Origin of the sequence: Desulfuromonas sp. (genome assembly GCA_002869615.1) — a bacterium.
GTDB lineage: Bacteria > Desulfobacterota > Desulfuromonadia > Desulfuromonadales > UBA2294 > BM707.
Genome location: PKUH01000110.1, coordinates 120,423 through 133,274 on the forward strand (window position 1 = coordinate 120,423; position 12,852 = coordinate 133,274).

A 12,852-nucleotide genomic window follows, 5' to 3' on the forward strand; every position below is an offset into this window, starting at 1 on the left:
GAGATATATTATGAAACAATATTCTCTCAACATTCTACTGGTCATCATCGCAGTTCTGCTGCTGATCGCGGCGCATTTTGGCTGGATCGACAACTATATCCAGATAGTCGTCATGACCATCGGCATCAACATCATGATGTCGACCAGCCTGAACCTGGTCAACGGCAACATGGGCGAATTCACCTGCGGCCATGCCGCCTTCATGTGCGTCGGAGCCTATGTTTCCTCGATTATCTCTGTCTTCTGTTTCGGCACCAAGTTCGGCGCCCCGATGCTGCCCGCCTCCTCGGTTCTGATCGTTTTCCCGATCATTCTGCTGATCGGTGGTGCGTTTGCCGCGGTCTCTTCCCTGCTGGTTTCGATCCCTTCGTTTAAAACCCGCGACGACTACCTGGCGATCATCTCGATCGCGGTTAACTATATGATCATTTCAGCGCTGGAAAACATGGACTTCATCGGCGGCTCGCGTGGTTTCCAGGGGATGAAGGACACCTACTGGGCAATGATCGACATCTTCGACGGCCCCTGGATGCTGTTCTGGGTCATCAACTTCACCATTTTCACCGTTTGGGCGATTCGCCGCTTCATCAGTTCCACCTACGGCAAAGGAGTCAACGCGATCTGCCAGGATGAAGTTGCGGCCGAGATCATGAGCGTCAACACAAACAAGATCAAGATCATCAACTTCATGGTTGCCGCCGGGTTGGCAGGCTGTGCTGGCGGTCTCTACGCCCACATCATCGGCTACGTCAACCCGCAGTCCTTCAACATTCTCAAATCGACCGAAGCGATGGTGATGGTCTATCTCGGCGGCATGGGCTCCCTCTCCGGTGCCGTTATTTCCGCCGTGCTGTTCACCTGCCTGATGGAAGTGCTGCGCTCCCAGGCGATCATCGATGGCCTGCTGTCTCCAATCACCTTCATGTTCCCGGACTGGGAGCCTTCGGCCGGTGTCATCAAGTGGGTCATTATTCCGCTGCTGCTGGTCATCGTGATGCAATTTCGCCCGGAAGGGATCATGGGCAACCGTGAGTTGTCCGATGTGTTTCCGAAGTTGAAAAAGTTTTACAGGTTTAAATAATGGTACAGACCCAATTACAGACAGAGACCTCGCCGGTTCTCGAAATCCACGGCATGACCCAGCAGTTCGGCGGTCTAAGAGCCGTCTCCGACTTTAACGTCAAGCTACAGCCCGGCCAACTGACCGGCCTGATCGGCCCCAACGGCGCCGGAAAAACTACCGTCTTCAACCTGGTGAGTGGCTTCTATCAACCAACGATCGGTAAAATCTTCATCAATGGGCAACCGACTGCCGGCCTTAAACCGCATAAAGTCACTTCGCTCGGCGTCGCCCGTACCTTCCAGAACATCCGCCTCTGGAACGACATGACGGTACTCGACAACATCCGCGTCGCGCAACACTACTGGCTCGGCTACGGCTTTTTCAGCAGCGTCTTCCGCAGCAAACGTTACAAACAGCGGGAAGCACAGATCTCCGAAGAAGCGAATGAGTTGCTCGAAGTCTTTGACCTGAAACGCTTTGCTGACGAGTTGCCGAAGAACCTCCCCTACGGCACCCAGCGCAAACTGGAGATTGCCCGCGCGCTGTCGAGCCACCCGAAACTGCTGCTCCTTGACGAGCCGGCTGCCGGACTCAACTCGGCCGACGCGAAAGAGTTGATCCGCCTGGTCCGCTGGATTCACGAAACTTTTGATGTGACCATCTGGATGATTGAACACCACATGGACGTCATGATGGAACTGGCCACGCAGATCAAGGTGATCGACTTCGGTGAAACCATCGCTGAAGGAACACCAGACGAAATCCGCAACAACCAGGCGGTCATCACCGCCTACCTGGGAGACGATAATATCTGATGCTTCTGCAAGTCGAAAATCTCGAAGTTAAATACGGCAATATCCAGGCGCTGCATGGCATCAGCTTTCACGTCAATGAAGGCGAGATCGTCACCCTGATCGGCGCCAACGGTGCCGGCAAAACCACCAGCCTCTACACCATCACCCGGCTACCACCGCCGGAAGCACCGCGGGTGGTCGGCGGCGATATCAAGTTCCAGGGGGAGTCTATTCTCAAGACCCGCCCGAGCGACGTAGTGAAGAAGCTGAACCTTGCTCTCTCGCCGGAAGGCCGACGGATCTTCGGCAACCTGTCGGTCATGGAGAACCTCAAGCTGGCCACCTACTCCCGCGAGAAGAACGCCGACCTGGATGCCGAGTATGAACGGATTTTCGACCTGTTCCCGCGCCTCAAAGAACGCCGCAACCAGCGCAGCGAGTCGCTCAGTGGCGGCGAGCAGCAGATGCTAGCGGTCTGCCGCGCCCTGATGACCGGCTGCAAAATCCTCCTCCTTGATGAGCCGTCGATGGGTCTGGCACCGGTACTCAAGTACGAGCTGTTCCGCAAGCTGAAGCAACTCAACGAAGACGGAATGACAATTCTGCTGGTCGAACAGAACGCTAACCTGGCACTACACCTGGCGCACCGCGGTTATGTTCTCGATACCGGGAATATTGTTGCCGAAGGGAACGGCCAGCAGTTACTCGAAAATCCCGACGTCAAAAAGGCTTATCTGGGTGGCTGACGCCGTAAATTGTTACCCCGGCTCCGCCACTTCACCCTTTTTCCAACTCTGGCCAACTCTTATTTCTTTCCTTAACCAGTTGCAAAATCGGTAATAACAGTAAAACTCAAGGGTATTGCGGGAAGTTCATTTTTTCTTTTTTCTGGAACTCCCTTTGCAATAAAAACATGGTCAGAGTTGTTCAGCCTGAACCGAGCCGACTGGCTCAAGGAGGTTTGCATGTCATCCCTGCCATTTTTTTCGAACTATCCGATGATCGCCTGGCCGGTTTTTGTCGTTGTACTGGTGATCCTGCTCTACCTGGCCCGCAACCAGACCCACAAAATGATCAAGTCGTTCACCCGGGTTGCCTCACAAGCCCTGCGCATGGCATCAAAATCGTTGATAATGGCTGAACAAAAGCTCAAACAGCGGAACCGCGAAGTGCTTCTCGCCTCCGGCGCTCTCGCCGTCGAAAAGGAGCTGGAACGCGAATTCCACCGGGTCGACGCCGTCGTCAAACGCGACCTGCAGACCTACCCGGCCTTTCATCGCAACATGTCTGACCTGATCACGCGGATCGATGAGGACTACTGCAGGAGTACCGAGGTGCCGCCCTCACCGCCGGCCTGGATCTCGGCGATTGAAGCGGTTGCCCAGGTTCCGAACAGCGATGGCGGTGTCGCCGAAATCCTCGGAGAGATCAACAAGACCCTCGACCGGCATCATAAATCGGCGATGGATGACTACCGTAAGGCGAGCCAGCAGCGTCATGCCACCCTCAACAAGATGATGCCGCTCTGGCGCAAGCTTGGCGAAACTCTTGAGCAGGTCGGTAAAACCATTACCGGTCTGTTCGAACGTTCGGAGCTGATTTCGAAAAAGATGGATGAATACGAGCAGATCCGGGCCGGCGAGGATCAGGCCGAGCGTCGCCTCTCCTCTTCATCGCTGACCCAGTTTTTTATTTCCGGCCTGGTCATGATGATCGCCATCGGCGGTGCCATTATCAACTTCAACCTGATTGCCCTGCCGATGTCAGAGATGGTCGGCGGCGGCAGCTATATCGGTGCTTTCAAAACATCGAATGTTGCTGCCCTGGTCATTATCCTGGTTGAAATATCGATGGGCCTGTTCCTGATGGAATCGCTGCGAATCACCCATCTGTTCCCGGTGATCGGGCAACTCGACGACAAGATGCGGCGCAAGATGATCTGGATCTCGTTTATCATCCTCTTTACCCTGGCCGGGGTTGAATCGGCCCTCGCCTTTATGCGCGACCGGATCGCCGCCGACATGGAGGCTCTGCGCCAGACCCTGGCCGGCGCCGAAGCAGTCAGGACCCAGGTGGAAAGTATTATCCCGACGGCCGGACAGATGGTCATGGGCTTTGTTCTGCCGTTCGCCCTGACCTTCGTTGCCATTCCGCTCGAGTCTTTCATCCATTCTTCACGCACCGTGATCGGTCTCGCTATCGCCTGGGGCCTCAGGGCGAGCGCCTTCTCCCTGCGGCTGATCGGCAACATCACCAGCCATCTCGGTACGGCGGTCATCGCCCTTTATGACCTTCTGATCTTCCCGGCACTCTGGCTTGAAGAAAAACTGCACCGCGACACAAAACCGGAAAAGCAGGTCGAAACTGCTCCTGCCGCCAACCAGAAACCGACCCCTAGCGAGGAGGCCTCTTCATGAAAAAGCTGCTCCTGTTGTTATCCCTATCCATACTTTTGATCAGCGGCTGCTCCGACACGACCAGTCATTCAAAATCGGTCTACATGCTGCTCGACACCTCCGGCACCTACACCCGCGAGCTCGACAAGGCGGCCGTCATCATCAATTATCTCCTCGGAACACTACAGCCGGGTGACTCCCTCGCCGTGGCCCGGATCGATACCGGCAGCTTCAGCGAAAAGGATATCGTGCAGAAGATGACCTTTGACGGTCGGCCATCGGTCTCCAACCAGCAGAAACGGGATTTCAAGGAGAATATCGACACGTTCGTCAAAACCGTCAAAGGGGCACCCTACACCGATATTACCGGTGGCCTGCTGCAGGCCGCTGAGTCCCTCTACGAAACCGGCGCCGGGCGCAAGGTGATCCTGGTTTTCTCTGATATGGAGGAGGAACTCGCCAAGGGTTATGTCCGCGACATCCCGCTACAGCTTCAGGGCATTGAAGTGGTCGCCCTCAATGTCACCAAGCTGCGCGGCGACATCATCGATCCGCGCAAATACATGAGTCGGCTTGAGGACTGGAAGACTAAAGTCGAATCAGGTCAGGGGCAATGGCGGGTGATTAATGATCTGGAGAGGCTAGAGCGGATCCTCGAGTAATTCTCAGGCCAGAAACTTTACCACCGGGGTCCAGAACGCAAGGAAAAGAAACGGCAGAAAACAAGCAAGACTAATCGCGAAAGCCCCCAGAAAATCCAGGGGCTTTCGCGATACAAGCCGGAACTTTGATTTGTCGTAATCGAGATTTGCCCCGCTACACCCTTCAGCACGCAGAATTATTCTCATCCAGAACTTTCCGGGTTACCGTAGCAAGTTTCTTTATGTCCATCGGTTTCAGGCAGAATTCACGGATACCGATCCTTTCGATATCATCTTCTGAAATCTGGGCAGTATAACCACTACAGATGATGATCGGGATCTCCGGCCGGATTTTCAACAGCTCTTTCGCCAACTCCACGCCCGTCATCCCGGGCATCGTCTGGTCGGTAAAAACCAGATCAAAATCCTCCGGCTTTTCCCTGAACAGCTCGAGAGCTTCACGGCTATTGGTGAAACTGGCAACCGTGTACCCCTGGTATTCCAATAACTCGCTGCAGGTCTCGGCAAGACACTCTTCATCATCAATAAAAAGGATTCGCTCAGTCCCGGTCGGCAAAGAGTCTTCGGCGTCGACCTCCGGCGCCGGCTGATAATCCTCAAGCAGGGGAAGGTAAACATGAAAAGTGGTCCCCTCTCCAGGGACGCTGTCAACGGTTATATGGCCGCCATGCTGCGAAACGATACCATGGGCAACGGCCAGTCCCATACCGGTCCCGCTACCGACTTCCTTGGTGGTAAAGAATGGATCGAATATACGATCCAGATACTCCGGCTCAACGCCGTGGCCAGTGTCGCTTACCGAGATTACTGCGTAACAACCGGGTTGTGCTTCGGTGTCGGAAGGCAGTTCGTTGCTGGCAAGGTCAACTTTCAACAGATTGATTTTCAGCAGCCCCTGCTCATTCATTGCATCGACAGCGTTGGCACAAAGGTTAATGAGAACCTGCTGCACCTGGGTCGAATCAGCGTTGACAAATACGGTGCCCCTTTCAACCCGGGTCTGAATCTCAACGCTAACAGGAATGGTCGGTCGCAACAATTTCAGTGAATCGGAAATGGTCAGGGAGAGATCAACCGCAGAGAGGGCCTGATCGTTATGACGGCTGAAGGTAAGAATTTGTTCGACGAGACTTTTTGCACGACTGGCGGCCTCTTTGATATGGCCAATGTTCTCGGCAGAATCGGTCGCGGTTTTCTGCTTATGTTGAACGATATCGATATTACTGCTAATAATCGCCAGCAGGTTATTGAAATCGTGTGCAATGCCGCCACTCAGGGTGCCGATAGCCTCCATCTTCTGGGCTTGACGCTGCGCCTCTTCCTGCCGCAACCTGTCAGAAACATCGCGCATGAGGCCAAAAAAGCCCATGACGTTACCGCCCGGGGTAAACACCTTGGTGCCAATGGTTTCACCGGGAAACAGGGAGCCGTCTTTTCTACGATAAGTAACGATATAGGGTTCGGCAGCCTCTTCGGGGGACAAATTAAAGCGCAGACGGCCTTGCCGGAGGAATTCCTCTCCGCTCTCATAGAATACCGAAGTTGGTTTTCCAGCTATTTCGTCCAGCGTGTAACCGAAAGTCTCGGTGAAAGCCTTGTTGATAGCAATAATACTTCTCTGCTGGTCGACAAGAACAGTGGCATCCGGAATCGAATCAAACAACGACTCAAGGGTTGCCTTATGTTCCTGCATCTCCCTCGCGGCCAGTCTCTGTTCGGTAACATCTTTCGCGATGCCGGAAAACCCGGAAACAGAGCCATCCGAACTTCTCTCGATGCTGATCGTCCATGATACATCATGAGTTCTCTGCCCATCGATACTGACCAGACGATTTTCATGTTTAAAAGTACTGTCATCACTTTGCAACCAAGTACCAAAAGCGCTAGTAGTGCCGGAACGATCCTCGGGATGAATAAAATCAAAGGCCAACTTTCCAATGCACTCTTCAGGTTGCATCCCGTAGAACTTGGGTGCGGCATGATTAATAAAAACGATGTACCCCTCGGGGTTGACGCTAGAAATAAGGTCAGGGGTCCCCTCGACCAGATTCCGGTATTGTTCTTCACTCGACCTCAGCTTTTCCTGGGCCTGCAAGCGGTCAGAAATATCGACAAAACTGGTGACGGCACCGGTCACTTCGCCATTTTGTATCGTTGGGTAGCTCCAGAGTTCGACCGATAATGGTGTGCCATCAGCCTTCCAGAGGACTTCAGTTTTAAGATAGACTTTTTGCCCGGTTCTGAAAGCATCGTAAATCTGGCAATTTTCGACGGGATGCGGTACTCCATCTTTCGTTTTGTAATGAATTAACTCATGCATATTGCGCCCGAGAAGGTCGTTTTCAGATTCAAACCCGAGGAGTTCGACGCAGCTCTGATTGCAAAAGGTACAATTCCCTTGCGGGTCGAGACCGTAAATACCCTCTGCCGCAGAATCAAGTACCAATCGGACCTTTTCTTCGCTTTCTATTAATCTATTTTCTGTTTTTTTCAGTTCAGTTATATCCGTTGCAACTGCATAAACATTTCCATCCTGATCTGCCTTGGTCCCCCTCCATGACAACCATTTATAGGACCCGTCTTTACACTCAAATCGATTTTGAAATTTCGAGACCGGCTCCCCTTTTAATTGTTTCAATGTTTCATCGACCGTACCTTGTCTGTCATCAGGATGGATAAATTCAAGAAACGGTTTAGACAAAAATTCTTTTTCTGAATAACCTAATATATTTCTTACTGCCGGGTTACATTTTGTGAAATAGCCTGTGTTTGTATTTGCTGCGCAGATGATGCCTGGCGATAACTCGAGCGTTTTTTGTAAATCGAATTGGAATTCGGAAAGTTTTTCTTCGACCAGTTTGCGCTCAGTGATGTCTTGAATTGTCCCCCTTAAAAAGTATTTTCCCGATCCGGTTTTTTGTTCCGGTTCGCAAAGGGCATGTACCCATTTCACGCGATCCGGGGCGAACACAAGTTTCAATTCAACATCATACGGCTTCCCCTGGTCTATCGCTCTCTTAATGACAGATGTGAATTTATCTAAGTATTCGCCCTTGTAAACATTTTTGTAATCTGACAAAGAATAAGGCCCATCTTCCGGGGCTCGATCATAGATCCGATAAACTTCCTCTGACCACTCAGGCACACCAATATCAGGATCAAGTGTCCAGTTCCCGATATTTGCAATACGTTGAGCAAGGTTTAAATTCTTGTTACTCCTCCGTAGTAATTCATCCTGTTGTGCTTTTTCGGTGATATCTTGGAAAAAGCCATAAATCCTCCGATTCGGCAGGTCGGACATGCCAACAACACGAACATACCGAAGGTTTCCTTTTGCAGTAATCAATTCCAGTTCAAGGTCAAAAGACTCACCATTCTCGATAGCTCTTTGTACCGCCTCTGAAATAACTGGTTTTGATGCCTCAGAATAGAAATTAATCCCTTCTTCAAGGTTCGGATCATAGTTTATATTGACTTCATGGATACGGCAGACTTCTTCAGTCCATCGTTGCCTTCCGGTATCAATATCGACTTCCCAGCCACCAACCTTACCAATTTTGCTCGTCTCCTTGAGTAACTTCTGACTTTTCCTAAAAGCTTTTTCTGCCTCTTTATGAGCGGTAATGTCGGTTAGCATCCCGACAAACATAGTCGCTTTACCGTCTTTTCCCAGTATGGGATTGACCTCGCCAAGCGTCCATACGACTTTCCCGTCCGAGTGAACCCAACGATACTCCGAGCGGAATTCCTTGCTATTCTCGAACGCTTTTTGCCATTCGGAAACCATTCGGTCTCGATCGTCGGGATGGAGGAAGGGGATCCAGTCAAAATCGAGTGCTTCTTCAGATGTCACTCCAACCAGTTCAGCACATTTTTTATTAACATAGGTCGTCTTGCCCTGCGCATCGTTGAGAAAGATTCCAACCGGTGCGGACTCTGTCAATGCATGGAAGTTATTTTCAATTTCTGAACGTAGCGGTTTTGAATAACTCTCATCCATAAATAATCCTCCAGCGGACCGACCAAACCAGATAAGACAAGCTACGACCAAAGAAAAAGCTCATACGCACAGGCTAAATTTCCAACTCATGCAGAAGCTGCCTTTAATATGTTTTCTGAATTTTCAGTATAACAGATAAAAAGTAACCAAATTTCGATCTGGCTCAAATTTTCGGCGAAATTTAACAACTGAAAAATGGCCACTGTGATCAATATTCAAACCACTGACATCCTGAAATGGCATAGGCTTCTGGCAATCGTGATTGTCGGGATGCTTTTATTCTTTTAGAACAGGGAACTCGATAACAACTTTAGTGTAATCACCAACTTCACTCTCAACAGAGATTGTGCCTCCATGCTTTTTTACTATATCGTAGGACATACTCAACCCAAGACCGGTCCCTATTCCGGCTGGTTTGGTCGTATAAAAAACATTGAATATCTTATTAATTTTTCCCGCAGGAATACCACATCCCTGATCCATAACTGACAGTTGCACTTTTTTTGCAGACCCTTCGCCCGTGCAACTTGCCTCTATGCGTATGACCTTACCCGGATCGTCCGTTGCATATTTTGCATTCAGGGCATGACGGGCATTGCTGATCAGGTTTATTAAAATCTGTTCCAGTTGCTGGACATTGCCCTGAACCTCAGGCAGGTCACTTTCAATGGAGACATCTACTGTTATCCCATCCTGTTCAAGTTGCCTTTCAAGCAGCTGCAATGGCGCACTAATGATCTCTTCAATCTGGAGCGGTTTAAACTCTTGTGCTTCCTGCCGGGAAAGGCTTAGCAGATTACTGACTATTTTAGCGACTCTGCCCCCTTCATACATAATACCGTTCAACATTTTGTCCGTGGATTCATCCTCCGGAAGTCGATTCTTCAGAATTTGTGCGTAGTTGATAACACCATTAATCGGGTTGTTGATTTCGTGGGCGACACCGGTCGCCAGCTCGCCAATCGATGCCATCTGGGCATCACGGATGCGCTGATCGAGCATTTTTTTCCGCTCGATCCAGTTTCGACAAAATGCTCTGGCCAAAAACCAGGCCCCGGAGAAATAGAGAAGGGCCAAAACCACGCCCAAAGTGATAAACACATTTTCCACATAAGAGACCGAAGCGGAAAGGAGATCTTCCGGAGTGTGCAGAACAGCATACCAGCTATAACCGGAGTAAGGACCGGTCACGTTTCGGTGAGATGATTCGTCCCGGTTGCCGGCAGGGCTGATCGGAGCGATTTTGGAATAAACAAAAAGGCCCTGATCGTTTCTACTGAAATCGGCTCCTCCTTGTCCCATATCGTCCCATATATCGGGGAAATCCTTGTTAAACCGATCATCCCGGTCATACATGAATCCCCATTCCTTAGCGGAATTCGGATGGGAGAGATAGAAGCCTTCCCGGTTCATCAGCATTAAATGCCCGGACAATGATCGTTGCGTATCACTCCTGATCTGGTCAATTAAACGTTCAGCCAGGTAATTAAAAACAACGATACCGCGCTTCCTGTTTTTCTGGTCAAAAACCGGAATACCGAAACGGATCATCGGCTTGATCGGCTCTTCTATCCGCCCATTTTCTACATTCAAATCGAGAGGTGACACGAATACGGAACCTGAATCGAGCCTGTAAGTATCGGTGAAGTAATAACGATCCGACTTATCCTGAAGCTTTTGCCTGGGGATGGCCAGCGCCTTCCCGGCCAGGTAATTGACACGGATTTTCTCAAGACCGGAGTGATCAATGAAGCGGATCTGATCAAAAACCTTTCGGCTCTCCATGAGTACGCTCCAGTCGTGCTCTATTTGTTTGATCTTCTCATCCGAAGGGGTTGTTAAATATACCTGAAAGGAATGATTGCGACTCAACGCGATCAATTCTGCAATTACGGCGTCAAACTCTATGGAGACACTATTCTCAACTGAAAGTAAAGCCCCCGTACTCTGGCTCTTGATATCGCTCAGATGTCTCTGGTATTGGGTTTGAAACAACAGAACAAAGATGATGATGGTAACGATTGAAGGGATGGCGAAGAGGGGATAAAAAATCTTCCGAAAATCATTTCGTGCACTATCGTCCATTTTCATTGATATATCTATTCATCCTGCCCCCCGTGGCTAAAAAGTCGTCACCTGGCTCCATCTATAATGCGACCAATATACTTGAAAAACAAGGAAAGGTCGAACAATCTGTCCGACCTTTCCTTATTCTGACAACCAAAAACTGCCAACTGACGACTTCCTTTATTTCTTCCTGGAAATTGTCTGTTCAATCATCGCCTTGAATCCGGGCAGGCTCCGTTGCTTGAGCAGCCGGCCGTTAACAAAGATCGACGGTGTCCCGCGGACACCATTTCTCTGCCCTTCGCGAAAATCACGCTGGACCAGGGCGGTGTACTCCCGAACTTTGTCCTTGAGATCCCGATCATAGCGGGTCATGTCGAGCCCGGCTGCTTCGGCAAGTTCCCTGATCTTCTCCGAACTCAGCTTGTTGTAGTTGGCGAATACCAGGTCATGGAACTCCCAGAACTTTCCCTGGTCGTTAGCAGCCAGGGAAGAGAGGGCTGCCGGACCGGCAAACTTGTGATTGCCGAGCGGAAAGTGCTTGAAAACCAGTTTGACATCTTTCGGGTATTGCTCGAGCACCTGCTCGAGTAGAGGCGTCAGCCTCGCACAGTACGGTCATTGGAAGTCGCTGTAAACAGCGACCACCACCTTTGCGTCATCCGGACCCTTGAAAGGCGATCCGGAGATATCGATTTTTTTGATAAATTCGAGTGAGACCAGTTGAACCTCTTTGCCCTTATTGAGGATCAGCCGCTCACCGTCGGGTGAAACCGCTATCTTCTCGGCCGCGAAGTCGAGGTCGAGGCTCTCCTGTGGACGTCCCCAGGCATCGAGCACCTGGATCTTCCCATTTTCCTGTAGAACAAAGACCCGCTGTCCGTCGGCACTGGTCGTCATATCGATCGGGTCCGAATCGAGTTTGAGATTTCCGTTGACCTGCCATTCGACCTCGGCCGGAACGATTGCCGCCGGCAACAGGAACAGCAAGGTCAGCACACACATACGAAGCATCGTGAACCTCCTTTGCAAGGTAGAGTTAACTTTAATCATACCAGGCAGAAATAGCAACCCACGCGAGGATGATTCATGCAGCCGAAGAGTTCCGTAATCGGCCCAAAATCAATGATAAAACTGCATCAGGTCAGGCATCACCGCCGGGCTGAAGATCGGTTGCATCACCTTCTTTACCGTTTTTTTTAAGCAGACGGGCAACTATCAGGCCCAGGAAGAAAAAGAGTATGGCCAGGACCAGGGTCAAAATCCGGTGTTGATTCGTTGCCGATGCGACACCACCGAACAGGACAAAAGAGACCAGTGCCGGGATAATGCCGATGAACGTACCGATCGCAAAATCGAGCTGGCGCATCGCAGTCAGTCCGCAGGCAAAATTCACCAGATCAAACGGAAGATATATCAGGCGCATGATCAGGACGGTGACCAGGCCATTCTGGCGCAGGCGCTGGTCCCAGCGTGCCGCCAGAGAACTCTCTGATTCCCGGGCCGCGACAAGATATCGCCCGAACCAGCGGGCCAGGAAAAATGCAAAATTGGCACTCGCATTCTCACCGATAATCGTAAAGATGACTCCAAGAAACGGCCCGAAAACAAGCCCCGACGCAATCGTCAAAAGCGCTGCCGGAAAGAGGATCAGAGGACGAATTGTATAAAAAACAACGTAAATCAGGGCCGCATGCAACAACCCGAACTGTTCAAGCCAGGATTCAAGACGGTACGGGATCTGCGTCAATGGAATCCCGGACTGCCACCAGAGAACAAGGCCGGAGCAGAAGATGGCAAGCCAGATGGTGGCGAGAAGTTTCTTGATGGCGGGATGGGCATCGAAAACTGACAAAAGTCTTCCTTTTTC

At 50.9% G+C, this 12,852-nt stretch carries 11 protein-coding genes; 5 read left to right on the plus strand and 6 right to left on the minus strand.

The genetic code is table 11. The features are described from left to right. The first annotated feature begins 10 nt into the window (after positions 1-10). The 5 genes from C0623_13270 to C0623_13290 all read left to right on the plus strand — a co-directional run bounded on the left by C0623_13270 (position 11) and on the right by C0623_13290 (position 4,915). Positions 11-1,081, plus strand: coding sequence for a branched-chain amino acid ABC transporter permease (locus C0623_13270; protein PLX98288.1), 1,071 nt, complete (start codon positions 11-13; stop codon positions 1,079-1,081). Continuing rightward, complete coding sequence (gene livG / locus C0623_13275) at positions 1,081-1,878, plus strand: high-affinity branched-chain amino acid ABC transporter ATP-binding protein LivG (protein ID PLX98289.1); 798 nt, start codon at positions 1,081-1,083, stop codon at positions 1,876-1,878. Before C0623_13270 ends, livG begins: the two co-directional genes overlap by 1 nt. Then, positions 1,878-2,603 (plus strand): ABC transporter ATP-binding protein, encoded by a 726-nt coding sequence (locus C0623_13280; GenBank protein PLX98290.1) that lies wholly within the window; start codon positions 1,878-1,880, stop codon positions 2,601-2,603. The genes livG and C0623_13280 overlap by 1 nt, the downstream gene beginning before the upstream one ends. A gap of 219 nt (positions 2,604-2,822) precedes the next feature. After that, positions 2,823-4,274 carry a hypothetical protein gene (locus C0623_13285; protein ID PLX98291.1) on the plus strand — a complete coding sequence of 484 codons (1,452 nt, stop codon included), beginning with the start codon at positions 2,823-2,825 and terminating at the stop codon, positions 4,272-4,274. Next, positions 4,271-4,915, plus strand: coding sequence for a hypothetical protein (locus tag C0623_13290; protein ID PLX98292.1), 645 nt, complete (start codon positions 4,271-4,273; stop codon positions 4,913-4,915). The genes C0623_13285 and C0623_13290 overlap by 4 nt, the downstream gene beginning before the upstream one ends. Positions 4,916-4,918: 3 nt before the next feature. Here the strand turns inward: C0623_13290 and C0623_13295 are convergent, their stop codons facing one another. The 6 genes from C0623_13295 to C0623_13320 all read right to left on the minus strand — a co-directional run bounded on the left by C0623_13295 (position 4,919) and on the right by C0623_13320 (position 12,837). After that, positions 4,919-5,101, minus strand: coding sequence for a hypothetical protein (locus C0623_13295; protein ID PLX98293.1), 183 nt, complete (start codon positions 5,099-5,101; stop codon positions 4,919-4,921). Beyond that, positions 5,079-8,915, minus strand: a complete 3,837-nt coding sequence (locus C0623_13300; protein ID PLX98294.1) for a hypothetical protein — start codon at positions 8,913-8,915, stop codon at positions 5,079-5,081. The genes C0623_13295 and C0623_13300 overlap by 23 nt, the downstream gene beginning before the upstream one ends. A gap of 276 nt (positions 8,916-9,191) precedes the next feature. Then, the gene (locus C0623_13305) at positions 9,192-11,006 is read right to left on the minus strand and encodes a hypothetical protein (protein PLX98295.1); all 1,815 of its coding nucleotides are present in this window, start codon (positions 11,004-11,006) and stop codon (positions 9,192-9,194) included. Positions 11,007-11,162: 156 nt separating this feature from the next. Further along, a complete protein-coding gene (locus C0623_13310; protein ID PLX98296.1) occupies positions 11,163-11,585 on the minus strand; it encodes a hypothetical protein in 423 nt (140 codons plus the stop codon). 15 nt (positions 11,586-11,600) lie between these two features. Then, positions 11,601-11,996 (minus strand): hypothetical protein, encoded by a 396-nt coding sequence (locus tag C0623_13315; GenBank protein ID PLX98297.1) that lies wholly within the window; start codon positions 11,994-11,996, stop codon positions 11,601-11,603. Between the two features lie 130 nt (positions 11,997-12,126). Continuing rightward, positions 12,127-12,837, minus strand: coding sequence for a hypothetical protein (locus C0623_13320; GenBank protein ID PLX98298.1), 711 nt, complete (start codon positions 12,835-12,837; stop codon positions 12,127-12,129). Positions 12,838-12,852: the final 15 nt, after the last annotated feature.

Bases quoted from the DNA above. Each gene is read 5' to 3' on its own strand.
- C0623_13280 (PLX98290.1), top strand. From the start codon at position 1,878: ATGCTTCTGCAAGTCGAAAATCTCGAAGTTAAATACGGCAATATCCAG.
- C0623_13300 (PLX98294.1), bottom strand. From the start codon at position 8,915: ATGGATGAGAGTTATTCAAAACCGCTACGTTCAGAAATTGAAAATAAC.
- C0623_13270 (PLX98288.1), top strand. From the start codon at position 11: ATGAAACAATATTCTCTCAACATTCTACTGGTCATCATCGCAGTTCTG.
- C0623_13305 (PLX98295.1), bottom strand. From the start codon at position 11,006: ATGAAAATGGACGATAGTGCACGAAATGATTTTCGGAAGATTTTTTAT.
- C0623_13290 (PLX98292.1), top strand. From the start codon at position 4,271: ATGAAAAAGCTGCTCCTGTTGTTATCCCTATCCATACTTTTGATCAGC.
- livG (PLX98289.1), top strand. From the start codon at position 1,081: ATGGTACAGACCCAATTACAGACAGAGACCTCGCCGGTTCTCGAAATC.
- C0623_13315 (PLX98297.1), bottom strand. From the start codon at position 11,996: ATGCTTCGTATGTGTGTGCTGACCTTGCTGTTCCTGTTGCCGGCGGCA.
- C0623_13285 (PLX98291.1), top strand. From the start codon at position 2,823: ATGTCATCCCTGCCATTTTTTTCGAACTATCCGATGATCGCCTGGCCG.
- C0623_13295 (PLX98293.1), bottom strand. From the start codon at position 5,101: ATGAGAATAATTCTGCGTGCTGAAGGGTGTAGCGGGGCAAATCTCGAT.